The sequence below is a fragment of the Priestia sp. FSL W8-0524 genome (assembly GCF_038005965.1).
Classification (GTDB): Bacteria; Bacillota; Bacilli; order Bacillales; family Bacillaceae_H; genus Priestia; species Priestia zanthoxyli.
In genome coordinates this window covers 2,033,345-2,057,507 of the sequence record NZ_JBBOUG010000001.1, presented here as the reverse complement: position 1 = coordinate 2,057,507, position 24,163 = coordinate 2,033,345, and the positions used below count along the sequence as shown (strand labels likewise).

The window sequence follows — 24,163 nt, the reverse complement described above, 5'->3', positions numbered from 1 at the left end:
TCATCATATAGTAGTTATAGTTTGCGAACTTCTATTTGTTTTCATTCATTCTATTTGCTTAGGACTCAATAGCTCCTCTTACATCATAATCGCTAAGATCAATTTCCATTTCCATTTCAAGTGCTAATTTAGCAAGCTCTGAACCAAGATAAGGACCCGACGTTAAGCCTGAAGCTCCGAGACCATTCGCTACTAGTATTCCTTCGTAAGCTGGAAGAGCCCCAATGACTGGCAAGAAGCCTGGAGTAAATGGTCGAAACCCTACCCTTGTTTCTAAGACTGTGCTTTCTGTTAAGCCAGGAGCAATTAATAAGGCCTTTGAAAAAATTTCATGAAGCCCCCCAGCCGTTACTCTCAAGTCATAACCCGTGTCGTTTTCATGTGTTGCTCCTATGACAATTTGACCTTGTTCAAACGAAAGAATATATTGGTCGCTTGGAGGCATTACAACGGGCCAGTCTTTTGTATCTAAATCAGGAAGATGCAAGTGGACAATTTGCGCTTTTTGAAAGCTTGCTAAAAATTTCACTCCAAGAGGCTCTAGTAATTGATTTGCCCACGCTCCTGCTGTCACGATTGTTGTACTTGCTAGAAGGGTTTGTCCATTTACGGCAACGCCCGTTACTTGATTATTTTCATAAAGTAGTTCTGCGTTTCCTTCTATTATTTTTGCACCGTTTTTCTTCGCTGCATTCACAAGTGCGTTTCGAAGAGCTCTTCCGTTAACGCGAGCGGCTCCACTAATATGAACTGAACTGTATTCTTCCGAAAGAGCCGGAAACAAAGCCTGTGTTTCTTTAGCGGATAAACGTGTAATCTCGCCTATTTCGGGGGCTTCTTCCCGACGCTTATATGCTCGTTCTTCCATTTTTTTAAGCTTTTGTTCATCAGTGTGTAAACTAATTGCTCCTACTCGCTTATATCCCGTATCCGTTTCTCCATCTTCTTCTAATTGCTGAATTAATGTTTGATAGTACTTGGCGCCGCCTTTTGCTAAGCGGTACCATGCTTTATTTCGACGCTGCGAAAGCCATGGACAAACAATTCCTGCTGCTGCATCAGTAGCTTGACCAGCATCCTTGCGATCTATCAATGTCACATCTGCTCCTGCTTTTGCTAAATGATATGCCGTAGAAGCTCCAAGTACCCCAGCTCCAACTACGATGTATGTTTTCATACCAAAACACCCTTTTCTTTCTTCTAGTATTCTCATGCTATATGTATGCAATTTTAGCATAGCAAAAAAAGAAGTCACATACTAGGCGAAGCTATTTTAAGCTTATTTTTAAGCCTTGCTGACTTTGACATATAGCTCCTTTCGTCTCGTAAACAAAAGCGGTAGAAGTTCTTTTACCAAGATTATAACAGGGTGAAGAAAGCCATAAATAGTGGTAGTACGTCTTTAACGCTGTGGCTTACGGCTTTTCTATTATAGGTGCTGAATAAAAAAATGAAAGAATAAAACCACTATAATATGTAAATAAAAAGAAATAACCATTATTTTAAGGAGAGCGTATGCAATCTTCATTTGTATTATTTTTTATCATTCTTGGTTTACTATTTGGCAAGTGGCGAAGGTATCAAGAATACTACCCTACTTTGCTGTTTTGGGTCACGGGGAATTTGCTTTATGAAGTGCTGCTGTTTCATCACCGCGTATGGGTATTTCACCCTGTTGGTATTGATCATCTTTTTCTACCCGATCACCTAATGGTTTCTCTTGGAATAACCTTAATTATTTATCCGTTTGTTATACCGGTTTTTTTAGGAAGGCTGCCGCTGCATGTAAGCGGCCGGCTGTGGTGGATTCTTTTATGGGCGCTTTTATTTACTGTGATTGAGTTCATTGCTTATGTTAATCACAGTATCACTCATCATTATGGATGGTCGCTGCTATGTTCTTTTCTCTTCAATATTGTCACGTTCTCACTTTTAATCATTCATCAGAAGACAGCGCTGGCTGCTTGGATTCTATCTGGAAGCTTCATAGCTTTTTTATTTATCTTCTTTGATATTCCTATGCCTTAACTTTTCATTGACTAGACAGAGGAAAAGGAAATATAATAGGAGTTACATTTAAATATAATTTTCCTCTCTGAGAATAGAGGTGCATGAAATCAAGAGTCACTTATTGGAGACTAATGGAGTCTGTGAAGATAAGTAAAAGGGATTTCGTGCCGAAGTATATAAACATCCATTGTGTTCATATACTGGTTCAGTATTGAATAAATGCTGAGCTGTCACAAACCACTTGGTTTGTGGAGAGCTATTGAAGAGATGTTGATGCCTAGAATGTAATAATACTTTATTATTATGAAACCAAGACGCGTGAACATCACTTCACGGGTCTTTTTTGTGTTTTTCTACTGACCATCAAAGTTATAGTTGAATGATTTAAATGGAGGGATACGGATTATGTACTTACATGGAACGAGTAAAATTAACAGCAGCAATCATTTAGAAATTGGGCAGTGCGATACGGTCGAACTGAAAAAACAATACGGCACTCCCCTATACATCTACGATCAAGAATTAATTGAGACGAAATGCAAGGCCTTCCATTCAGCCTTTCAAAGAAGCGGCTTTTCATATCAAATCGCCTATGCAGGGAAAGCGTTTCTTTGTATGGAAATGGCTAGCCTTTTAACGAAGCTTGATATGTCATTAGATGTGGTCTCAGGAGGCGAATTATTTACAGCTCTTGAAGCGGGATATCCAGCTGAACGCATTCATTTTCACGGAAATAACAAAACGATTGAAGAAATTGAAATGGCTCTTGATGCGAATATTGGCTGTTTTGTTGTGGATAACTTTACCGAACTTGAAGTTTTACATGCCTTAGCAGCTGAGCGCAAACAGAAAGCATCTATTCTTCTGCGTGTTACTCCAGGGATTGAAGCCCACACACATGAATATATTATGACCGGACAGGAAGACTCCAAGTTTGGATTTGGTCTTTCCAATGACCAGGCTATGAAAGCGGTAAGTTCTGCATTAGAAAAGCCTTACTACGATCTTTTAGGCATTCATTGTCATATTGGTTCGCAAATTTTTGAAGTAGATGGTTTTTCTCGCGCCATTGATATTTTAACTGATTTCTTATTCAGTATTCGTGATAAAATGGAATTTGAAGTAAAAGTTTTAAACGTAGGTGGTGGTTTTGGTATTCGTTATACCGAAAGCGACTCTCCACTTCCAGTTGAGTATTATGTAGATGCACTGACAGAAAAGCTAAGCCGCACGTTAACTGAACAGAATTATACCCTTCCGGAAGTCTGGATTGAGCCTGGAAGAAGCATCGTAGGAGAAGCAGGTACAACGCTTTATACAATCGGCTCAACGAAGGAGATTCCAGGTGTACGCAAATACGTAGGAATTGATGGCGGTATGACCGATAATATCCGTCCTGCTCTTTACGATGCAAAACATGAAGCTGTCTTGGCTAATAGAGTGACGGATAAAAAAGATGAAACAGTATCAATTGCGGGGAAATGCTGTGAATCAGGAGATATGCTTATTTGGGATATCGATTTACCGCGCGTTAATCAAGGAGATTTACTAGCAGTATCCTCTACAGGTGCCTACAACTATTCAATGGCTAGCAATTACAACCGTATTCCGCGCCCTGCTGTTGTATTTGTGAAAAATGGAGAAGCTCGTCTTGCTGTAGAGCGAGAAACATACGAAGATTTGGTGCGTAAAGATGTAAAGCCAGTCGTTACTACGTATGCAATGAGCAAATGATAGCTGTTCTTGCGTAGTAAAGAAGCTATTGTTGTTTGGAGGAAATCTATATGGTTTTAAGTGTATTTAAAACGTACAGATCATCGCTTATTCTGCTTCTCGCTATTTTAATTGGCGGGATAGCAGGATATGCTATCGGGCCCGATGTGGCAGTCGTAAAGCCCTTTGGTGATTTGTTTCTTAATTTAATGTTCATGATTATCGTTCCCCTTGTCTTTTTTAGTGTGGCTTCGGCGATCGCAAACATGAACGAAATGAAACGTCTTGGTAAAATTATGCTAGGTATCGCCGTTGTGTTTGTCGCCACTGCTGTTGTTTCAGCCGTTCTAGGCTTTTTAGGCGCATCACTTTACAATCCGCTGCACAACGTAGATACTTCTGCCATTAAAGAATTAATGGGTGACAGTGAAAATACAGCTGAAAAAATGACGCTTTTAAATCAGCTTGTTAGTACATTTACTGTACCTGATTTTGTTCAGTTATTTTCGAAAGAGCATATTTTACAATTAATTGTCTTTGCCGTTATCTTCGGTATTGCTACCACGATGGCTGGTGAAAAAGGACAGCCTATGGCGAAATTTCTGACTTCGGGTCAAGAAGTATCGATGAAAGTCGTTAAAATTGTCATGTACTATGCTCCAATTGGTTTAGGGTGCTATTTTGCTACTGTAGTAGGAGAACTTGGACCAAAGATCTTGCAAGGGTATGCTAGAGCATTTATTCTTTATTTATTAATTGCAATCGTTTACTATTTTGGCTTCTTTACGCTATACGCATGGATTGCTGGCGGTAAAGCAGGAATTAAGCTGTTTTGGAAAAATGCAGCTGCTCCTTCTATCACTGCTATTGCTACCTGTTCTTCCGCGGCATCTATTCCAGTCAATTTAGACGCAACAAAGAAAATGGGTGTGCCTCTGGATATTGCTGAAACAGTGATTCCATTAGGAGCAAACACCCATAAAGATGGTTCTGTTATCGGTGGTATTCTAAAAATTGTTTTCTTATTCAGTTTGTTCGGCAAAGATATGACGTCTGCTACGAGTATTTTGAGCATATTAGGCGTAGCCTTTTTAGTTGGAGCCGTAATGGGAGCAATTCCTGGAGGCGGTATGATTGGCGAAATGTTAATCATTACAATTTACGGATTTTCGCCAGAAGTTCTGCCCATCATTGCGGTCATTTCCACAATTATTGACGCCCCTGCTACGCTCTTAAACAGTACGGGAAATACAGTAACAGCGATGCTTGTTACAAGGTTTACAGAAGGAAAAGACTGGATTAACAAAATTATCACCACCGATAAAGTCGCCTAGTAAAAAAGCAAAGGGAACAGTCTTAGTGACTCTCCCTTTGCTTTTTTCGTGTGCAGTAATATCGATAGCCGTGTATAAAGTTTGTAAATACGCACATTCTATAGGTATGTTTCATAACCGGACTGGAGGTGTCGTCTAATGAGTAACGCTGCAGGAGGTTCAAAGAAGAATCAACCGAATGATGCGAATCACGTAAGTGCAGAAACAAAAGCTCATCAAAAACGTCTCACTGAGCAAAACAAACAAGAGCATCAAGCTGAAGAGCGAAAATAAAATGACGTCAAAGAACGTTTGGCACAGGCCCTGCGTTCTTTGACGTCATTTTATTTTGAGAGAGCTTAATGACGACGCTCTTTATAGGTCTATCGTACAACCTCCTTTCAAACTTTTACATATTCTATTAATAGGTTTGTAAAAGGAGGAATGATATGGTGTTTTCTTGGATAGAGATTACAGCTGCAGCCTTTGGGCTTTCAGTTATTTTGATAAGTTTTGCATTTTTGCCCGAACGTACAGGCAAAAATCTTTATATTCCTCATCAGCTAGTAGCAAAATCTATGTTTCTCTATAAAAAGATTATTGGTTTTATAAATCAATTTCGACAGAAACTTTAGTTCATTTCCTTTCCTCGTTTTTATTCATTGGATAGCTCCCTTTTTTAATCAGCGCATTTACAGTAAATAATTTAATGGTTAAAATAAAGAGTAAAAAAAAAGGATAAGCAGTTTGCAGAAATGGAGTTTCACATGGAAATCAGAGACTTAGAATACTTTATAGAGGTAGCGAATCATAAAAATTTTACAAAGGCAGCGCTGCAAGTTCATTTGTCACAAACGGCTTTAAGTAAAGCCGTCAAAAAAGTAGAAAATGAACTAGGATTTGAGCTTCTTGACCGTTCAACAAGAGAATTAAAGCTAACCGATGCAGGAGAAGTCGTGTATCATCAGGCAACTAAAGCGCTGTCGGTGTTAAAAGACATGCCTCACTTGTTGGGCGATTTAATGAACTTGCAAACAGGGCAAATCAAGATGGGAATCCCTCCGCTCATCGGGACCTTGTTTTTCCCGAAGATTGCAAAAGCATTTAATGAACAATACCCTAAAGTATCTCTAGAGCTTATTGAATTTGGAGCAAAAAAAATTGAAGCCCTTGTGGAAGAGGCTGGTGTAGATATGGGGATTGTTATGCTTCCTCTCACAAGCGGTCATGATGAGCATTTTCACGTATACCCGTTCGTTAAGGAGAGATTCCTTTTATACGCCCATAAAAACCATCCTTTAGCTAAACGTTCTTCCTTCTGGATGAAAGAATTGGAGCATGAAAAATTCATTATGTTCAGTGAAGAATTTACGCTGCACGACCGGTTAATTCAAGATGCTTTAAAATCAGGATTTGTGCCTTCTATCGCATATAAAAGTTCTCAATGGGATTTAATTATTGAATTAACAGCAGCAGAACTAGGTATTGCTATTTTACCCGAATCGCTTTATGCCAAAGTGAAAGATTCCAATATTATTACGGTACCTATTGCAGATCCTGAAATGATGTGGGAACTTGGAATTATTCTGTTAAAAGAACGCTACAGTTCATTCGCTGTAAGAGAGTTGATTAATTTTCTGACAGCAAAACAAATAACAAATAAGTTGGACGCAAATTAAATAGAGGCTGGGAGATAACGAAATCAATCCACAGCTAGAAGCACCTACACCTACACACATGAAATTTACGTTCACTATCACCATGAAAAAATCCGACCGAGGAATCGAGATTCTCCATCAAGAATTTGAATTCATCGGTCGGATTTCCCTTCAACAAAACTACTTTTGTCCCAGCCTCTTTATATGTAACACGAGTTCTATCATTCAACAATCCCTACAATGAATCCATCATAGCCTTTGCTTCCAACGGTTTGTATAGCCGTGGCGCTGATTCGTTTTTCTTGAGCCAGAGCATCCATAAATTGTCGAATTCCCTTTACATTTTCATCTTCACTTTCTGAGTTCACCACATGCCCTTGACGAACAACATTATCACAAATAATCGTACTTCCTCGTTTCGATAATTCTAGAGCCCACTTTAAGTAATTTGGGTTATTCGGCTTGTCAGCATCAATAAAGATAAGATCAAACGGCTCTGTTCCCTTATCCTTTAATACAGCTAATGTATCAAGCCCGGGGCCGACAATGACTTCTACTAAGTGGCTTACTCCCGCTCTTTTTAAATTAGCTCGTGCTACTTCTGCATGCTGAGCGCTTAATTCGAGCGTAATCAGCTGTCCATCTTTCGGAAGAGCTCTGGCTAGCCAAATCGTGCTGTACCCTCCAAGAGTACCAATTTCCAAAATGCGTTTAGCCCCTTTTAATGAAGCTAACAAATGCAGAAACTTTCCTTGACTAGGCGATACGTCGATGGCAGGTAATCCAGCCTCTTGATTTGCCTTCAATACCTCATCAAGAATAGGGTCAGGTTGTATGAGCTTATCATTCATATAAAGATCCACTTCATTCCAAATTTCATATATAGACATTTCCATACTCCTCCACATAAGTGATAAAAGCTTTATTATTCAAAGATACGAATATGTTTTTCTCATATTCAGCTTGTTGCCGTAATCGTTCGTATTATGAATGTGTTCTAGCTCTCTAATAAACTATCCTGCTCGCTCTTAAAAAGAATTGTTATATGTCCATAAAAAAAGACCTTCAGAGAGGTCTTTTTTATCTTTAAATAATCGTAGCTCAATCCGTAAAAAATAGCCGGTACCTTTCTACCGGCTATTTTCTAGAAGACATCTTATTATCCGTTATGACTGAACTTAAATACTATCGGTGTACGTTCTGTTTCTATTTTCCAAATCATGTGATGATATCCTTTGCTCCAGTAATCTTTTACTAAGTAATCGGGAATTCCAAATATGTTTTTCCATACTTTCTGAGCATTCTTGTATCCGCTATCCAAACAAATTTTTTTAATTTCTCTGCTTTGAAGCGTAAGCAGCATAATATGTATAAGCAGTGTTCCTACCCCTTTTCTTTGGTACTTTGGATGAACAAAAACTGTGCCGATTTCAATCCATCCTTGCAGCTCCCCTTTTGTACACGCCATAATTAATTCACTAACAGGGCCATATTCAATGCAGCCAATAATCTTATTGGTGCACGTATCTATTCCGAGCCAAAAGAATCGACATTTCCCACCGCTATCAAGGTCACTTTTTAAATATTGTTCTTTACTTTCAATTTCTATTTGTATATCGTTCACCATGTCAGATAGACCCTCTCTATGAAAGGTATCTGTGATCACTTCATTAAAAAGCTCGTGGAGTTCTGCGCTGTCCTCTATTTTTGGTCTTCTTATTTCAATATGATTCAATGTTCATCCCTCCTGATTATTTCACTGCCAAATATGAAGCTTTACTTTTATTATTTATCAATATATGTTGATAATCCTTTTCTTTTTCTACAGTTTTCCCAACAAAAAAAGCACGAGAAGCTTTAAGTTCTCGTACTTTTTTATAATATGGATTCTGCTTTTCTATTGGGAACTGTTAATACTGATTCACAAAGCTCTGGATTTTACATACGAATTCAGAAAGATTCTCCTTTATCTCTTTATCCTCTGTTTTCGCTACTTGCTCTTGTATGGCATCAATCATTAAACGTGCTCTTTTAGGATCTATAGAGGCCGGCTGGCTGCTATTATTTGATAGACTCTTTAAAATTTGATTAGTCATTTTGTTTTTATCATGAATATAAAATAACATTTGAGGAACTTGATTAATTAACAAATTTACATACCTGCGAAACTCCTCTATCTCATATAATTCTCTTGAAGTACCTTTAAAGCCATCAACGGAAAGCATAAGACTCTGGTAGCCTTTATCACTGCGTTGATTAAGTGCTTTAATGACTTTTAAAAATCGATCGAACTTTAGATAACGTATTTCGTCTTTCTTTAATTCTAAAAATTCAATTTCTCCTTTTTCTAAAAAAGGATCTTTGATAAGACTATTATCATTCATATACATTCTCTCCCTACTAATTTATTAGTTGCAGAGCTTGTTTTGAATTCATTTGTCTATCGTTTTAATAATTGTTTACCTCTTTTAGGACCGTTTTAAAACCTTTATTTGTAAAACGCTTACATAAATGTTCTCAATTGCCTGACGCGTTGATGGAACCCTATTTATTATCTGATAAATGACGAATGAAAAAGAGCTCCTTTACAGAAGCTCTCTTTTTAAGATTATAGGGATGCTGATAACTTTATATCTTATTTGCCTCTTTTAATACTGCTAATAAGTATTCCCATGTCTTAAGAGTAGACGGAATGCTCAGGTGTTCATCAGGTGTATGAACGTCGTACATATCGGGTCCGAGCGAAATGGCATCTAATCCAGGGATTTTTTCTAAGAAAATACCGCATTCAATTCCAGCATGGATGGCGATGATCTCCGCCTCTTCACCATACTTTTCTTTGTAAACCTTTTTACATAATTCGCGAATTTTTGAATCTCCATTGTACGCCCATTCAGGATAATTACCTTTTGTTTCAACTCTTCCCCCGACTACCTGAGCAAGTATGCGCACTTGACTTACTATTTTTTCTTTTAAGCTTTTTACTGAGCTGCGAATTTCATTTTGAAAAACAACCTCAGATTCTGTCGTCGTGATCACACCTAAGTTGGTAGAAGATTCTACTAATCCTTCAATATTCATACTCATGCTTTGAACGCCGTTTGGTGTTAGCATAATAGCTTGTACAATTCGTTCTGTCGTTTCTCTTGTAAAACATTTCTCAACGGAAGAAAATTTGTTTATTTTTACATATACGCTCGGATCAGCCGCTTGTAATTCATTTTTTACTATTTCGTTCCACTCACGAATCTTATTTTCTAGCTTTCCTACCTCAGAAGGCTCAACTGATAGAATTGCTTCTGATTCACGGGGAATTGCATTTGATTTTAATCCTCCGCTAATGCTGCTTAAAGAATAGGGAAGTTCTTGTTGTAAATCATATAAAACTCTCCCTAGCAGTTTATTCGCATTTCCTCTTTCTTTGTCAATTTCCATTCCGGAATGTCCGCCGCGCAGTCCTCCGATGCTTAAGCTATATGTTTCTGAGTTATTGGAAGACGACTCCCAGTTTATAGGAATACGAAGCACGCCTTTTACCCCGCCTGCGCTGCTGACAAGGAGCTTTCCGTCCTCTTCTGTATCAAGGTTAATAAAAATTTTCCCTTCAAAATAAGCTGGATTTACAGCAATGGCTCCGCCCATAGTCGTTTCTTCTTCAGTGGTAATGACTACTTCAAGAGAGGGGTGCGCTATATTTTGAGCATCTAGTAAAGCCAGTGCATATGCAACGGCAATCCCGTTATCAGCTCCTAGCGTAGTACCATTTGCATAAAGCATATCTTCAACAATTCGCAGTTGAAGCGGATCTTTTTCAAAGTCATGGACAGTTCCTTTATTTAACTCGCATACCATGTCCATATGTCCTTGCAAAATGATAGCTGGAGCATGTTCATATCCTCTAGTTGCCGGCTTTTTAATGATTACATTTAAAGCTTCGTCTTGGATAACCTCAAGGCTTCTTTCTTTTGCAAAAGAAACTAAATAGTTACTAATTTCTTTTTCATTTCCAGATTCTCTAGGAATAGCTGAGATTTCGTTAAAGAAATAGAAAACCGGATGTTTAATTAATTCATTTACTGTTTGCACCATATGTATCATCCTTTCTAATCTGTACGCTTTTTTATCCTACTATTTATCTTGACAGTAGAAATAGCATATGAGGCTTTTTTTATGTATCGCCTAGTTATATTTTAACGTTGATTAACTCAATAGAATAGATATAACCTAAAAAAGCATAAATGAGCCCGTTGGACTCATTTATGCTTTTAATGATTTGTTCTATTTTTATTGAGCTGTATATCCGCCGTCCATTACTACCGCTTGACCAGTTACACCTTTTGCTTTATCACTCGCTAAGAAGATAGCGTAGTCAGCAATTTCGCTCACGTCTAGTAATCTTTTTTGAGGGACTAAAGGATAAATAACTTCTTCAAGAACGCTTTCTAATGGTACGTTTCTTGTTTTAGCTAAACCATCTAACTGACCTCTCACTAGTGGTGTATCCACATAACCAGGACAAAGTGCATTAACCGTAATACCGTGTGCTGCACCTTCAAGAGCAGCTACTTTTGTTAGCCCAATTACACCGTGTTTGGCACTGTTATAAGCTGCTTTGCCTGCAAAACCGATTAAACCGTTGATAGAAGAAACGTTAATAATACGTCCGAACCCTTGTTTTTTCATAATCGGAAACGCGTGCTTAATCGCCATAAATGGAGCTGTTAGCATAATTTTAATCATTAACTCATACTTTTCAGTTGGAAACTCTTCGATTGGAGAAACGTGCTGCAAACCAGCGTTGTTAATGAACGTATGAACCGCTCCAAAATGTGCGTTTGCTGTTTCAATTAAATGTTTGATTTCTTCTTCTTTTGTTACATCCGCTTTGACACCAAGTGCTTCGAATCCAGCTTCACGAAGATTTTGTGCTGCAGCTTCTACGGCAGTTTGATCAATATCAGATAACACAATTTTCCCGCCGTTTTCAGCGAATCGTTTACCTATTTCAAATCCAATTCCTCTTGCTGCTCCTGTGATTACAATTACTTGATTTTCAACCATGTGTATTCTCCTCCTGTTTTTAAATAATGCCGGCTGCCGCTAATGCGACTCCTGCAAATAAAGCGATTGTCGGGATGATAAATGCAACAACAAATACGTCTTTATACGTTTCTTTATGCCGAAGACCAGTTACAGCTAATAGCGTTAACAACGCACCGTTATGCGGTAAAATAGATGCACCTGACGCAACGCTTGCAATACGGTGAAGCGCATCTGCGCTTAAATTCGTCGTTTGAGACAAGTGATACCACGTATCTCCTAATGCTTGAAGCGCAATACCCATACCACCGGATGCTGAACCCGTGATCATCGCTAGCACTTGAACGCTTAACGCTTCTGAAACGAGCGGATTACTCGAAATGTTTAGTAGTACGTGCGTGACATCTTTAAACTCTGGAACTGCTGTAATAACCGAGCCAAAGCCTACTGCTGCACTCGTGTTAATAACAGCCATTACGGATCCTTTTGCTCCTTCATTTATAGAAGAAATAAACGTCTTATAGTGTTTGAAATTAATAAGTAAAATAGAAAAAATACCAATTAATAATGATACGATAGGCTCCCATTTTAAAACGTTTAATGTCACGACAACGATAATCAGCGGTAAAATAGCTAACATTACATTCATCGAGTCCTGCTCTTCACTTGCGGCAACCGATGATTCATTAGGCTCAGTAAACCCTTGATTTTTAGCTTTTAATTTTTTATCGCGATAAGCTAACCATAAATAGCCTCCCACTGCCATAATAAGACCTGAGACAATTCCAATAATCGAACCGGACATTGCATTGGTTTTAAATGTAGCAGTCGGAATCAGATTTTGAATTTGAGGCGTACCTGGAATCGCTGTCATTGTAAATGTAAATGCTCCGAGTGCAATGGTTGCTGGCAGTAAATTTCGCGATACGTTAGCTTCTCGAAATAATGCGATTGCTAAAGGATAAATCGCAAAGACAACAACGAATAAACTGACTCCGCCGTATGTCAAAATGGCTGAAGCAATCAGCACCCCTAAAATGGCTCTTTTACTTCCAAACAATTTAGCAATGCGCTGCGCTAGCGACTTAGCTGCGCCTGTATCTTCCATTAGCTTTCCAAAGACGGCTCCTAATAAAAAGATGGGGAACCATTTTGCAGCGAAATCTACAAACCCTCCCATATACACATCTGTATAAGTAGGCAGTACTTTTAAACCGCTAAAATAAGCAACAAACGTAGCGACAACAGGTGCCACCCAGATAATAGACCATCCTAGATAAGCAAAAAACATCAACAATAACAATCCTACAATAATAACCACACGGTAACCTCCTTTCCTTTTAATACATATACATAATGGATTATTTCACAACACAACAAGTTTACACCCGTTAGTTTTATAAGTAAAATGAATAAAAGGAATCAAAACTATGAATAAAAGTCGTAGTTTATTTAAAAATTCACACTCAATTATTTTTTCCCTATAATTTTACTTTGAGTAGAAGCTATAAAATATACTTCCTTCTTTTTTCCTTGTACAAGCTAAGTTTTTTTCTGTTATATCCCGCGCTCTTCCTTTATTTTCTTTTCTCTTATAAGTTTTTCCGAACATATAGATGGGTATTTGAATGTTATGACACAGAAAAAGAGGCGATCTTATGCTACACTTCATAACAGACTTACTGAAACAATTTGGAATTTGGGGACTTTTAAGCGGACTGGCCATTGAGGCTTCCTCCCTGCCGTTTCCTGGTTCTCTTCTCACCCTTACCTACGGATACTTATTAAACATGCACATAGTGAAATTATTATTAATCGCTCTTGCAGGAAGCGCCGTTTATACAGCTTTTAGCTTTATACCGTATGGGATAGGCTATAAATTAGAAGATAAGGTAAAGAAAAAATTATCAAAAAAGAAAAAAGCATTTGAGAAATCGCAAAAATGGTTTAAAAAATGCGGATTATGGAGTATTGCGATTGCTCGTCCTTTAGGGCTCGGCAACTACATTTCTTACCTTTCAGGGCTATCTAAAGTAAAACCTATGCCGTTTGCTCTGCTCACATTTCTTGGTATCTTTCCTTTGAATATTGCCATGCTTTGGCTAGGACAAATCGGAAACTTTAAGTCCATTCAGTCTTTTATCTCAGATGCACAAACTTATATTCTAATTGCAGCGGTAGTGGCTGTATGCGGATTTTTAATTTATAAGTTCTATTTTAAAAAGAGCAGCTGCAGCGAACAGTCTAGTTCAACTTAAGATTAAGAATATAAAAAAAGACCCCGAGGGGTCTTTTTTTATTAAATGGAAATAACACCTAAGATTAATGCAGCTAGTGTCATCACCGCCGTAGTTCCTAGCGCCCACTTAATTAAAAATCGTTGCAAATCACTGAAGTTTAGCACCAAACTTCAAATGTTTATAATCAGACTGATAAAGGGAAAAATAAATCGAATAAACGCTTGACTTAAAGTATACTTTAACAATTATAATCAATTCGAAAACATCGCAAATGGAGGAATTAACATGAAATATACAGTAATCACTGGCGCAAGTTCGGGAATTGGATATGAAACAGCTTTAGCTTTCGCAGCGCGCGGAAAAAACCTTATATTAGCTGCACGTAGAGAGGACAAGCTGGATGAGTTAAAAGAAAAGATTGAAAAACTGAACCAAGATGTAAATGTTATTATCCAGTCGGTTGATTTATCCGTGGCAGAAAATGCTCACACGTTTTATGAGTCGCTTAAAGAATATGAGTTAGAAACATGGATTAACAATGCTGGATTTGGAAACTTTGCTTCTGTCGGTGAACAAAAATTAACTAAAATTGAAACAATGCTTCACTTAAATATCGAAGCCTTAACCATTCTTTCTTCTCTATTTGTAAGAGATTATGAAAATGTTGAAGGTACACAGCTTATTAATGTCTCTTCTGGAGGCGGCTACACCATTGTTGCTGATGCAGTCACTTATTGCGCAACAAAATTCTATGTAAGTGCATTTACAGAAGGTCTTTCTCAAGAATTGAAAGGAAGAGGATCAAAAATGCAGGCTAAAGTTCTAGCTCCAGCGGCTACTGAAACAGAATTTGCACAGCGTTCGATGGATATGAGTGATTTTGAATACGAAGGACGAGTACCTAAGTTTCATACGTCAAAAGAAATGGCTGCTTTTATGCTGGACCTTTATGATAGCAATAAAACGGTAGGACTTGTAGATGGCGTGACTTACGAATTTCAATTAAAAGATCCTATCTATCCATATGCAGACAGAGCGACAAGTTCAGATTCTTAAACAGAAAAGCACCCTTTTAGGGGTGTTTTTTTATGGACTCTTGAATGGGTATCTTGTTTATGTGATGAAAATGCTTAAAGATAGTCGTGTTCAAACTCGACTTATACTTGCACTCTTTATTTCCTGATTTTTGTTTCACTTTTTTGCACATACTAACCGAACGGAGGTGACGAAAATGGGTACACAAAAATCTGCTAACCGAGGTCAAGTAGCTCCTGGTGTTAACCCTCAAGGGCACGGAAAAGATGTTGAATTTTCAACAGAACCGAAAAGTGAACTTGAAAACAAAGCGAAAAAATCAAATACAAAAATTTAACTAAAAAGGAGAAGGTTCCTCTTCTCCCTTCTCCCCCTCTTAACTGCTTTCCTACATACACTCCTCAGGTCGTTTACTTCTTTCTGCTTCTTATAAAACTGTATCAATAGTATAAAAAAGTATACTATACAACAAAAATGTGCGTACTTGTTAGGATGAATTATATGATTTATGATAAATCTGCAAACGGATTTTACGACAAATTGTATGTTAACTGACTGTTAGTTGTAAGCTATACAGGGTATAGATTACTCTGAACAGTTCATCATTAAATATTTTTACAGAAAGGTTGTTTACACATGAACAATACAGATAAGAAACAAGAAATTTTAGACGCATTTAACTTTCGTCATGCTACAAAAGAGTTTGATCCAGCGAAGAAAATTTCCGATGAAGATTTCCAATTCATTTTAGAAACGGGGCGTTTATCTCCAAGCTCAGTAGGTTACGAGCCGTGGAAATTTTTAGTCGTTGAAAATGAAGATTTAAAAGAAAAATTAAAAGCTGTTTCTTGGGGAGCACAAGGCCAAATTCCTACAGCAAGTCATTTTGTTATTATTCTTTCTCGTACAGACGCAAGATATGACTCTGAATATGTGTTAAATCTTCAGAAAAACGTAAAAGAAATGCCGGAGGATGTATTAGAGACATTAATGCCTCGCTACAAAGATTTCCAAGAAAATGATTTTCACTTGTTCGAAAGCAAGCGAGCACTATTTGATTGGGCCAGCAAACAATCTTATATTGCACTAGCTAATATGATGACATCAGCTGCTCAAATTGGCATTGATTCTTGCCCAATTGAAGGGTTTAACTATGACCAAGTACATGAAATTCTAAAAGAAGAAGGATTACTAGAAGACGGCAAGTTTGATGTTTCTGTTATGGTTGCGTTCGGCTACCGTATTCACGAACCTAAACGCGAAAAAACAAGAAGAAGTATGGATCAAGTTGTACAGTGGATCAAATAATAAACCAAAAAAAGAAGAGGTGACGTTGCTCACCTCTTCTTTTTTATATCTTTATATGCTGCTATAAAATCACCAGGATCTGTGTGTATGGTATAAGCGAACATTCCTTGATTTGTATGTAAGTATAAAAAGCCGCTTTCTTTTGAAACGCATTTGTAAGAGATGTCAAATACGCTGTTAATGTGAAAGGACTCATTCTCTGTTTCAATATTATCCGTATATAAGCACATGTCTTTTGAATGCTGAATCGTCACTTTTTTTGTTCGTTTTATTTTTCTTTCAACGTATGTATAAGGAATCATAGAAATAATGCTCATAGCACAGCTCCCCTTCTTTATGAATATTTTCCTTTTGGAGCATAAAATATCTCGTTAACAAAACTCTATCACTTACCAAAAAACAATTCCAGAAATACTCTTTCTGGAATTGTTTTTAAGATTGTTGCTCTTTATTTTCTTCATCTTTGCAAAAGTCGATATTACTGTTTGTCATAGAGGCAATAGCAGGAGAGCTATTTCCAAACGAAAAACAAGCTCCTACCGATTTTGTATTGGCCGTGTGACTATTTTGTACAACACAGCCTACGCTTACATTTGAATTGTCTTTTAACCCGTTAGTCACGATATTCTCAATGTTAATAATACATCCCATTTTACCACCTCTTTCGTTTCTATTAACGTATGTCATCTCTGTATATATGTATAGGATGTTCGCCTATTAATGATAAGTTGTTTGCTGCAAAATAGAAAAAAAGAATCTTCGTATACCCTTTAAACAGAGAAGACACTCAAATGATGTCTTCTCCTTAAGTGAATTTAACTTTTCACAGCTTTTTCCCAGTCTGATGCAAACTTTTCAATTCCTTGTTCTGTTAACGGGTGTTTTACTAATTGTTCAATTACAGCATACGGAATGGTCGCAATATGAGCCCCAGCAAGAGCTACTCGTGTGACATGATCTGGGTGTCTGACTGACGCTGCTATAATTTGTGAGTCAATGTGTTGAATTCGAAATAGCTCGGCAATTCGAGATACCAGATACACACCGTCTTCTGAAATATCATCTAAGCGTCCTAAAAATGGCGATACGTATGTCGCACCAGCACGGGCTGCTAGAAGCGCTTGATTCACTGTGAAAATTAACGTTACGTTTGTTTTCACGCCTTTTTTAGCTAGATAACGGGTTGCTTCCAATCCAGCAATGGTCATAGGAAGTTTAATTGTTATATTTTTGTCTCCTCCGTTAATTTTTATAAGCTTTTCTGCTTGCGCAATCATGTCTTCTGCTGTTACTGTGTCGGGGGTGACTTCTGCTGAAACGGATTCTACTTCCGGGACGGTTTTTAAAATTTCTTCGATGCGATCTTCAAACTTTACGCCTTCTTTAGCTACTAGCGAAGGGTTTGTGGTAACACCTGATAATACCCCGATTTTATATGCTTTTTTAATATCTTCCAGGTTAGCTGTATCAATAAAAAATTTCATCATGTATTCCTCCACTCGTTATGTTAAAAACAGCTTTTCAGGGGCATTTTTGCATAACTTTATGTTCAAATGGAATTGCCCTCTTCATATTGTCTTCATAAAATAAAATTTATTTCCTTTCAAATGCTGTATGTTTTTCTCCAAGTTTTACCTTCTTTAAACTCATCTGAATAACTTCTATTTGTATGTATCATACTAATGATGTTGAAAAACCTCTCATCTACTCAACTAAAAAACCTCCAGCATTTATGCTGAAGGTTAAGATACATTCTACTCTTAATTTTTTAGTCCTCTATAGCGAGCTGTTTTTAATTCTTGAACGTAGGGTTCAAAGTCCGGCATCTCTACAGCTCTCGCCAATTCAATTGCTTTTTCAATATCGTATGGAATACGCACAAATTGAATAGAAAATGCTGAAGGACTTTCGCCTTGATCCTTTCCTTCTAAGATAAGATAGGAAGCTTGTGGTAAATCAAGCGGGTTCCCTACACTTCCTACATTACACAGCGTTTTCCCTTTAATATGTTGAATAAATGCATTATGTACATCTCCGTAACAGATGACATCCGGTTCTCTTGATCCTTTTATATTTTCCGTATATTCCGTATTAGCAAATAGACTAAGGCGCTTTTCAAGTGAATCCCAGGGTTGAATTCGGTCATAAAGACTTCTAGGTGAAGCGTGAAACATTCTAATTAATTTCCCGCTCATCATAAACTCAACAGAAAAAGGAAGTTCCTTTAAGTATGCTTCTTGGTTTGAACTTAACTTCTCTTGATGCCATTTTAACGCTTCAAATTCCGCAGGCTTTGTAATGAAATCATCCCAGTTCCCCATTACTGTTACTTCGCACTTTTCTTTTATGATATCAATTGCTTTACTTGAATCCGGTCCTTTTCCTACTAAATCACCTAGACAAATGATGCGATGGATATCTCGTTGTTGTATGTCAGCTAAAACTGCTTCTAATGCAGGGAGATTTCCGTGGATATCTGAAATAACAGCAATTTTGTCCATTGATTCCTCCACTCCTTTTTCATATGTATGTATTCAAGCCTTTTCTTTATTATAACATTTTATGATAAGACCGTTTACTAAAACGGGTCCTCTTCATTTAACAAGCAACGGTATAATTCGAATGGATATAAAAGGGAAGAATAAGAAGTGGGTTTTTATGGATTGGGAAGAAATCTATCTTCCTTATTTATTAACATAAAATAAAGGAGTACTGTAATATATTTATACGAGTACTCCTTTATTGGTAGTTAGGTAGTATAGAGAGTCGCCAGATACCTCATTTATCTTGCGACTTTTGGTTTATAGCTTATTGAACACCAACTGCGTCAAATGACTTGCCTACTGAAATTACTTCTTGAGAGCCTGAACCGTATAGATCAGCAGCAGCTTGTACTAAACCTGCACGCGCTTGGCTGAACGTTGTAGACTGAGTGAAGTATAGCGTATTGGCACGGTAATAAATTTTTCCTAGCTTATCTCCGCCGATGCCTGTTACAGTAACTCCGTAATGAGTTCCTCCGTTAGCTAGCAAGTAGGCAGCTTTGTTGATAATACCGCTATTTGTATGAACCCCGCCATTGTCACTAGAACCTGTATAGCGCTTTGAATAATGATCCGGATCTCCGTATTTCGCTGGGTTGCTCATTGAACGAAGTGCATCGCCGCTTGTTCCAGGCGTATAAATATCCTCTCCAATTTCCCAATCTGGATTTCGGTTGTCATAGTATTCTACCAACGTTCCGAAAATATCGGAAATCGCTTCGTTTAATGCACCTGATTCATATTGATAGATTAAATTAGAACTTCTTTCTGTCACCGCATGCGTCAATTCATGTCCGATAACATCTAATCCTCCTGATAGCGGAACAAAAGTAGTTCCATCTCCATCTCCATATACCATTTGAGAGCCATTCCAAAACGCATTGTTGTAGCCGCTGCTATAATGAACAGTCGATTTTAGCGGAGCTCCTGCATTGTCATAGGAGTTGCGGTTAAATTTGTTTTTATAATAATCATATGTCACGCCTGCATAATAGTGAGCATCTACTGCAGCTGCATCGCGAGTTGCATTGTACGTATTATCGGTATCGGCCCATAGCGTACCCGGAAGAGATGTACGATTTTTTGCATCGTACGTATAGATTGTAGCGCCTCTTGTATTATCTTGTAAGTAGTAAGTAGAACTAGATAACGTTGTCTTTAAGGATTTAGTATCTCCAAGAACTCCTTTACCTGAGCCAATAGCATTTGTGCCTGTTACAGGTTTCGCTGCCGGCTTTGCCGCTTGCTTCACGTCGGCTTTTGGACCAGCTACGGAATCAATTGTATTGTACTTATCCAGTACTTTACCGCTAGTAGCATCAACAAAGTAATAATAGTTGCCTGGTTCAGGATTTAAGAAATTTAAATTTACTACATAAGCGTATGTAGTGTCTGAACCATTTTGATAAATATACAGTTCAGATGAAGGAGATTTTTCATACGTCGGCTTAAAGCCTAAGTCTTTTTCAGCTACTTGAATCGCCTTTTTGCTGTCAAGTTGCTTTTGGCCTTTTAGCTTTTCCTTTTTATCTAAATCAGGAGCTACTGTACCTGATACAACTTTTAAGGTTCCATCTTTCGCTACGTGTGCTAATTGAGTAGATCCCCAAACGGGAATATTATTATATACTTGCTGCAAGCGTACCACGGTTGCTTGTTCAATAGGATCTTTCACCACTTCTGTCACTTTAAATGAGTTTTGAGCATTTTCGTTTCCTAATTTATATTTGTCTTTATTTGTATTCATATAGTGAAATACGACGTCTTGAGCCTTCTGCGATGACGGGCCCGAGAGCTTTCCGGAAATAAACTCAGGAGATTTAATTTCTTTGTTATACTTTTCAGTTGAAAGTACATTATTTGGCGCAGCACTGCTCGTATGTGCAAAAGCAAATGATGAAGAAAGAATACCAACTGATAATAATACCTTTAAAGCCTGTTTTTTCTTTTTCATAGTTTTTTTCTCCCTATCCCTAGTAAATTTAATTACCTCAATTTTTCTGTTAATTGCGATAATTAGCAACATTATAGCAACTAAAAATTACTACGTCTATATATTATTTCAATATTCCTATTATTATGAAAATTAAAAATGATTCCTCTGCAATAAGTCTTTTTTACCTATTTAAACTATATGAAAATCATTTATGTTGATTTTCATACAAGTAAAATAATTCTTCTAGCCAGCTGATAAAAACTAGTAGGATAGGTAGCGTTATTCGTTCTTACTGTCAGTTCTATGAAGCATTTTACAAAAATTACTTATAAGGAAAATTATAAATTTCAGACCATTTTTTCGGCTTAGATATACTCTTCCTCTTCATTTTTTTATTTTTTTAATCTATTAATTAAATTTTTTATATGTTTTTTATGTACGTGCACAACATTATTTTATTATAGTACTGTACTTCTTATGAACGTAAAAAAGCACGAATCTACTAAAATCTTTGTAAATCCGTGCTTTTTCTGTTTATTTCAAGCATACACAACCAACGATAACTAATAAAACAAATAGTACAACGATTAATGCAAAACCGCCACCGTAACTACCGTAGCCGCCGTAGCCATAACCACCGCCGTAACCCCAGTTGTAAAATCCCATTTCACTTCACCTCCGTAGCCTGTTTACTCTATAGCATATGTACAGGCTAGAAAAAATGCTCGCCCATTTATCGCCCTTTTATAACGATAAAAAAGAAATTGAGACATAACGAAATCACTCCAATCAATAGCTAGAAGCAACTAAATAGATGAAACCTACGTTCACCCTACCAATGAAAAAATCCGAACGATTCATCGTTCGGATTTTCCTTCAACTAAACTGCTTTTGTCACAGCCTCTTTTAAGATAACAAATATTAACTTATTTACTTTTAGAAGCTTGTTCTTTAAAGCGAAGTATGTAATACGGAACAATACAAATAACCGCCAAAACGAGAGCCGTTAAACTGACTATGCGGGGATTATTAAGCCCGAAAGAATAGTCTCCAAAAGATGCTCCAATTGCAATAATAGCAAAAATAATATACAGAATACGAAATATGTTAATCCACTTTTTCTGTTTAATCGTAACCACTCCTTTGCTTATTTTACTCCAACATAGAATATTATAACTTTACTAAACAACTTGTTGCAAAATTTCTTCTGCCTTTAACTGATTACCTTTTATTTTAACGGTAAACAAATTTCCACATTCGTCCCTTTGTTTACTTCACTTTCAATACTAAGAGTTCCTTTATGCTGCTGGATAATATTAAAGCAGATCATTAACCCTAACCCAATACCGTCTTCTTTAATACTGTAAAATGGTTCACCTAAATGTTTAATGCGATCTTTTGAAATTCCTACACCTTCATCAATAATTTGAATATGAAGGTGATTGTTGTCTTTTTGTCTCAGCTCAACTTTAATTTCGCCTCCGGAAGGCATTGCTTCAATCGCATTTTTAAGAATATTTATAAACACCTGTTTCATTTGATTGCTTTCACAATATACAAGAGGCAATTCTCCATATGAGTGAAGTTCAATAAAAATGTTTTTCATGGTTGCTTGAGGCTGCAGCAATAAAATCACTTGTTGAATTAACAGCTGCAAATCAATCGACTGAAATGTTACAGCCTGTGGTTTTGCCACAGACATGAATTCATCTGTAATCATTTCAATACGCTCAATTTCAGAGGATATAATGTTCATATAGGTTAACTCTTCTTTACTCGCTTTTTCAGTTAATAGCTGCATAAACCCTTTGATGGCCGTTAAAGGATTTCTAATTTCATGAGCAATAGCTGTAGCAAGCTGACCGACCGCTGCTAATTTCTCAGATTTCTGCAACAGCTCTTCTGTTTCTAGGTATTCTGTCCTGTCTCTTGAAACAATAAGAAGCACTTTTTTGTTTTCTATATTGAACAATTTCCCACTATATTCTAGTTTTTTTACTTCTCCAGACTTAAATGTAAACTGTGATTGCAGCGTGAAAGAAAGATTTCCTTGGCGAATTTCTTCAACCGTTTTTCGAACAATGTCAGAATCTCTAGGTATAATATCTTGGCATGGCATGGATAAAAGCTCTTCTCTCGTATATCCAAAGCGCTTACATCCAGCTTCATTTACTTCGATAAAACGAGAAGGAAAATGATTAGAACCTATTTCAAGTAAATAAATTGCGTCGTTTGCATATTCAAATAACGTTCGATATTTCAACTCACTTTCCTTAAGCTTACGATGCAGCAAGTCAAGCTCTTTTCTCGCTTTTTTAGCCTCAGATATATCCACACATACTCCAGACAAACCTATTAACTCATCTTTCCCATTAAAAATTGGCGAAATAGTGATGCGAAGATCTACTAAACTTCCGTCTTTACGAGCTCTTACAACTTCTACTCGATTGATTGCCTCTTTTTCAGCAACCGTCTTTTTTATATTCTCATGTACGTCCTCACTAAAAGCCCCTGCTATTTCGTAATATGTTTTCCCAACTACTTCGTGGGCTTTCCAGCCATATACTTTTTCGTAGGCTTCATTAACTCGCAAGATCCGCCCTTCTAAATCAGTTATGATCACCGCATCCATGTGATGATTAATAAAAGACTCCAGCTGTTCTTTCGTATATTCCAGTTCTTTTTTCATTATTCTGACAAAAAAAGAATCTTCTTCATCCTTACATGAATCTGATCCAGCATAAGCAGCTTCTTCTGCTACAGCGTAAAATTTACGATAAAATTCTATCGTCGCTACAGCTACTCCCAGTCCGAGAATTCCGAACACTAAATATTCTATTTCGCTATAAAACGGCGACTGAATAGGTGTATTCCAGAAGTAATTCGTCAGTAAGACATGAACGATAAAATGAATAAAAAAACAAAGAAGAGATTGTTTTAATAAAGAAAACTGCTTTCTATATCGAATAAGAGGAAGGGAAAATAAAAAGGTAAAGATTAAAATTAAGATAGTCAGTAACCAATGACTTTCTAAATAGATACTGCACACAGCCATAGTGATACCTGCAACTGCACCGGCTCTATAACCAAAGTATAGAACGGTCAAAATAAGAGGAAGAAAACGTAAATCATATGTAATCTGTTGATACGTAACGCTATATATCATAAGAATAGCAGAAACAATACTTGCATAAATACCACTCATCCATTTGTATTTATGGGCTAGACGCTGCAGCAAAAATATTCGTATCGCAATCATAATACTGACAAAAAACGAAAAAATACATAAGTTAACAAATAATCCGCTACTAATCACTCCTTCTATTCCTCCTTTGCTTGTAAATATGCGTGAAATAATTCCCTTATA

Annotated in this window: 23 protein-coding genes, 1 pseudogene and 1 riboswitch; of the genes and pseudogenes, 10 read left to right on the top strand and 14 right to left on the bottom strand. The window is 37.1% G+C overall.

Annotation, left to right across the window (positions count from 1 at the left end; all coding sequences use genetic code 11):
• Positions 1–58 precede the first annotated feature (58 nt).
• Positions 59–1,177 carry an NAD(P)/FAD-dependent oxidoreductase gene (locus tag NST66_RS10300; protein WP_033578972.1) on the bottom strand — a complete coding sequence of 373 codons (1,119 nt, stop codon included), beginning with the start codon at positions 1,175–1,177 and terminating at the stop codon, positions 59–61.
• A gap of 338 nt (positions 1,178–1,515) precedes the next feature.
• Here NST66_RS10300 and NST66_RS10295 point away from each other — a divergent pair, with 338 nt between their 5' ends.
• The 6 genes from NST66_RS10295 to NST66_RS10270 all read left to right on the top strand — a co-directional run bounded on the left by NST66_RS10295 (position 1,516) and on the right by NST66_RS10270 (position 6,715).
• Positions 1,516–2,028, top strand: coding sequence for a CBO0543 family protein (locus NST66_RS10295; protein WP_028413355.1), 513 nt, complete (start codon positions 1,516–1,518; stop codon positions 2,026–2,028).
• 66 nt (positions 2,029–2,094) lie between these two features.
• Positions 2,095–2,277: riboswitch (Lysine riboswitch) on the top strand.
• A 138-nt stretch (positions 2,278–2,415) separates the two neighbouring features.
• Complete coding sequence (lysA, locus tag NST66_RS10290) at positions 2,416–3,744, top strand: diaminopimelate decarboxylase (RefSeq protein WP_014460106.1); 1,329 nt, start codon at positions 2,416–2,418, stop codon at positions 3,742–3,744.
• 50 nt (positions 3,745–3,794) lie between these two features.
• Entirely contained in the window at positions 3,795–5,057 is a 1,263-nt protein-coding gene (locus NST66_RS10285) for a dicarboxylate/amino acid:cation symporter (RefSeq protein WP_047750979.1), read from the top strand.
• Between the two features lie 138 nt (positions 5,058–5,195).
• Positions 5,196–5,330: a hypothetical protein gene (locus NST66_RS10280; RefSeq protein ID WP_013057043.1), complete on the top strand. Its 135-nt coding sequence runs from the start codon at positions 5,196–5,198 to the stop codon at positions 5,328–5,330.
• A 155-nt stretch (positions 5,331–5,485) separates the two neighbouring features.
• The gene (locus NST66_RS10275; RefSeq protein ID WP_028413357.1) at positions 5,486–5,671 is read left to right on the top strand and encodes a hypothetical protein; all 186 of its coding nucleotides are present in this window, start codon (positions 5,486–5,488) and stop codon (positions 5,669–5,671) included.
• Between the two features lie 132 nt (positions 5,672–5,803).
• The gene (locus NST66_RS10270) at positions 5,804–6,715 is read left to right on the top strand and encodes a LysR family transcriptional regulator (RefSeq protein WP_340843299.1); all 912 of its coding nucleotides are present in this window, start codon (positions 5,804–5,806) and stop codon (positions 6,713–6,715) included.
• A 200-nt stretch (positions 6,716–6,915) separates the two neighbouring features.
• Here the strand turns inward: NST66_RS10270 and NST66_RS10265 are convergent, their stop codons facing one another.
• The 6 genes from NST66_RS10265 to NST66_RS10240 all read right to left on the bottom strand — a co-directional run bounded on the left by NST66_RS10265 (position 6,916) and on the right by NST66_RS10240 (position 13,055).
• Positions 6,916–7,602, bottom strand: coding sequence for an O-methyltransferase (locus NST66_RS10265; RefSeq protein WP_034266120.1), 687 nt, complete (start codon positions 7,600–7,602; stop codon positions 6,916–6,918).
• Between the two features lie 251 nt (positions 7,603–7,853).
• Positions 7,854–8,429, bottom strand: a complete 576-nt coding sequence (locus tag NST66_RS10260; protein WP_182029617.1) for a GNAT family N-acetyltransferase — start codon at positions 8,427–8,429, stop codon at positions 7,854–7,856.
• A 175-nt stretch (positions 8,430–8,604) separates the two neighbouring features.
• Positions 8,605–9,078, bottom strand: coding sequence for a hypothetical protein (locus NST66_RS10255; protein ID WP_033578967.1), 474 nt, complete (start codon positions 9,076–9,078; stop codon positions 8,605–8,607).
• Positions 9,079–9,322: 244 nt separating this feature from the next.
• A complete protein-coding gene (locus tag NST66_RS10250; RefSeq protein ID WP_182029615.1) occupies positions 9,323–10,783 on the bottom strand; it encodes a beta-Ala-His dipeptidase in 1,461 nt (486 codons plus the stop codon).
• Positions 10,784–10,978: 195 nt separating this feature from the next.
• Positions 10,979–11,755 (bottom strand): 3-hydroxybutyrate dehydrogenase, encoded by a 777-nt coding sequence (locus NST66_RS10245; protein WP_028413363.1) that lies wholly within the window; start codon positions 11,753–11,755, stop codon positions 10,979–10,981.
• Between the two features lie 19 nt (positions 11,756–11,774).
• Positions 11,775–13,055, bottom strand: coding sequence for a GntP family permease (locus NST66_RS10240; RefSeq protein WP_014460118.1), 1,281 nt, complete (start codon positions 13,053–13,055; stop codon positions 11,775–11,777).
• 337 nt (positions 13,056–13,392) lie between these two features.
• Here NST66_RS10240 and NST66_RS10235 point away from each other — a divergent pair, with 337 nt between their 5' ends.
• The 4 genes from NST66_RS10235 (at position 13,393) to NST66_RS10220 (ending at position 16,317) form a co-directional block, all read left to right on the top strand.
• Positions 13,393–13,992, top strand: coding sequence for a DedA family protein (locus tag NST66_RS10235; protein ID WP_014460120.1), 600 nt, complete (start codon positions 13,393–13,395; stop codon positions 13,990–13,992).
• Positions 13,993–14,259: 267 nt separating this feature from the next.
• Positions 14,260–15,030 (top strand): SDR family NAD(P)-dependent oxidoreductase, encoded by a 771-nt coding sequence (locus NST66_RS10230; RefSeq protein WP_028413364.1) that lies wholly within the window; start codon positions 14,260–14,262, stop codon positions 15,028–15,030.
• Between the two features lie 175 nt (positions 15,031–15,205).
• Positions 15,206–15,346 carry a small, acid-soluble spore protein L gene (gene sspL, locus NST66_RS10225; protein ID WP_340843298.1) on the top strand — a complete coding sequence of 47 codons (141 nt, stop codon included), beginning with the start codon at positions 15,206–15,208 and terminating at the stop codon, positions 15,344–15,346.
• A 299-nt stretch (positions 15,347–15,645) separates the two neighbouring features.
• A complete protein-coding gene (locus NST66_RS10220) occupies positions 15,646–16,317 on the top strand; it encodes an NAD(P)H-dependent oxidoreductase (RefSeq protein ID WP_047750986.1) in 672 nt (223 codons plus the stop codon).
• A 29-nt stretch (positions 16,318–16,346) separates the two neighbouring features.
• Here the strand turns inward: NST66_RS10220 and NST66_RS10215 are convergent, their stop codons facing one another.
• The 7 genes and pseudogenes from NST66_RS10215 to NST66_RS10185 all read right to left on the bottom strand — a co-directional run bounded on the left by NST66_RS10215 (position 16,347) and on the right by NST66_RS10185 (position 24,112).
• Positions 16,347–16,634, bottom strand: coding sequence for a hypothetical protein (locus NST66_RS10215; RefSeq protein WP_028413366.1), 288 nt, complete (start codon positions 16,632–16,634; stop codon positions 16,347–16,349).
• Positions 16,635–16,749: 115 nt separating this feature from the next.
• Complete coding sequence (locus NST66_RS10210; RefSeq protein WP_033578963.1) at positions 16,750–16,968, bottom strand: spore germination protein; 219 nt, start codon at positions 16,966–16,968, stop codon at positions 16,750–16,752.
• Positions 16,969–17,132: 164 nt separating this feature from the next.
• On the bottom strand, positions 17,133–17,801 hold the full coding sequence (fsa, locus tag NST66_RS10205; RefSeq protein ID WP_028413368.1) for a fructose-6-phosphate aldolase: 669 nt from the start codon (positions 17,799–17,801) through the stop codon (positions 17,133–17,135).
• A 276-nt stretch (positions 17,802–18,077) separates the two neighbouring features.
• On the bottom strand, positions 18,078–18,818 hold the full coding sequence (locus tag NST66_RS10200; RefSeq protein ID WP_028413369.1) for a metallophosphoesterase family protein: 741 nt from the start codon (positions 18,816–18,818) through the stop codon (positions 18,078–18,080).
• Between the two features lie 307 nt (positions 18,819–19,125).
• Positions 19,126–20,724, bottom strand: a pseudogene (locus NST66_RS10195) (M4 family metallopeptidase); the annotation flags it as partial.
• A 606-nt stretch (positions 20,725–21,330) separates the two neighbouring features.
• On the bottom strand, positions 21,331–21,462 hold the full coding sequence (locus NST66_RS10190; protein WP_033578960.1) for a YjcZ family sporulation protein: 132 nt from the start codon (positions 21,460–21,462) through the stop codon (positions 21,331–21,333).
• Positions 21,463–22,024: 562 nt separating this feature from the next.
• Positions 22,025–24,112: a PAS domain S-box protein gene (locus NST66_RS10185; RefSeq protein ID WP_028413372.1), complete on the bottom strand. Its 2,088-nt coding sequence runs from the start codon at positions 24,110–24,112 to the stop codon at positions 22,025–22,027.
• Positions 24,113–24,163 lie beyond the last annotated feature (51 nt).

What these genes read in the sequence shown, in the direction of transcription:
- NST66_RS10300 (WP_033578972.1), bottom strand. Translation starts at nt 1,177, where the DNA reads ATGAAAACATACATCGTAGTTGGAGCTGGGGTACTTGGAGCTTCTACG.
- NST66_RS10295 (WP_028413355.1), top strand. Translation starts at nt 1,516, where the DNA reads ATGCAATCTTCATTTGTATTATTTTTTATCATTCTTGGTTTACTATTT.
- lysA (WP_014460106.1), top strand. Translation starts at nt 2,416, where the DNA reads ATGTACTTACATGGAACGAGTAAAATTAACAGCAGCAATCATTTAGAA.
- NST66_RS10285 (WP_047750979.1), top strand. Translation starts at nt 3,795, where the DNA reads ATGGTTTTAAGTGTATTTAAAACGTACAGATCATCGCTTATTCTGCTT.
- NST66_RS10280 (WP_013057043.1), top strand. Translation starts at nt 5,196, where the DNA reads ATGAGTAACGCTGCAGGAGGTTCAAAGAAGAATCAACCGAATGATGCG.
- NST66_RS10275 (WP_028413357.1), top strand. Translation starts at nt 5,486, where the DNA reads ATGGTGTTTTCTTGGATAGAGATTACAGCTGCAGCCTTTGGGCTTTCA.
- NST66_RS10270 (WP_340843299.1), top strand. Translation starts at nt 5,804, where the DNA reads ATGGAAATCAGAGACTTAGAATACTTTATAGAGGTAGCGAATCATAAA.
- NST66_RS10265 (WP_034266120.1), bottom strand. Translation starts at nt 7,602, where the DNA reads ATGTGGAGGAGTATGGAAATGTCTATATATGAAATTTGGAATGAAGTG.
- NST66_RS10255 (WP_033578967.1), bottom strand. Translation starts at nt 9,078, where the DNA reads ATGAATGATAATAGTCTTATCAAAGATCCTTTTTTAGAAAAAGGAGAA.
- NST66_RS10250 (WP_182029615.1), bottom strand. Translation starts at nt 10,783, where the DNA reads ATGGTGCAAACAGTAAATGAATTAATTAAACATCCGGTTTTCTATTTC.
- NST66_RS10245 (WP_028413363.1), bottom strand. Translation starts at nt 11,755, where the DNA reads ATGGTTGAAAATCAAGTAATTGTAATCACAGGAGCAGCAAGAGGAATT.
- NST66_RS10235 (WP_014460120.1), top strand. Translation starts at nt 13,393, where the DNA reads ATGCTACACTTCATAACAGACTTACTGAAACAATTTGGAATTTGGGGA.
- NST66_RS10230 (WP_028413364.1), top strand. Translation starts at nt 14,260, where the DNA reads ATGAAATATACAGTAATCACTGGCGCAAGTTCGGGAATTGGATATGAA.
- sspL (WP_340843298.1), top strand. Translation starts at nt 15,206, where the DNA reads ATGGGTACACAAAAATCTGCTAACCGAGGTCAAGTAGCTCCTGGTGTT.
- NST66_RS10220 (WP_047750986.1), top strand. Translation starts at nt 15,646, where the DNA reads ATGAACAATACAGATAAGAAACAAGAAATTTTAGACGCATTTAACTTT.
- NST66_RS10215 (WP_028413366.1), bottom strand. Translation starts at nt 16,634, where the DNA reads ATGAGCATTATTTCTATGATTCCTTATACATACGTTGAAAGAAAAATA.
- NST66_RS10210 (WP_033578963.1), bottom strand. Translation starts at nt 16,968, where the DNA reads ATGGGATGTATTATTAACATTGAGAATATCGTGACTAACGGGTTAAAA.
- fsa (WP_028413368.1), bottom strand. Translation starts at nt 17,801, where the DNA reads ATGAAATTTTTTATTGATACAGCTAACCTGGAAGATATTAAAAAAGCA.
- NST66_RS10200 (WP_028413369.1), bottom strand. Translation starts at nt 18,818, where the DNA reads ATGGACAAAATTGCTGTTATTTCAGATATCCACGGAAATCTCCCTGCA.
- NST66_RS10190 (WP_033578960.1), bottom strand. Translation starts at nt 21,462, where the DNA reads ATGGGATTTTACAACTGGGGTTACGGCGGTGGTTATGGCTACGGCGGC.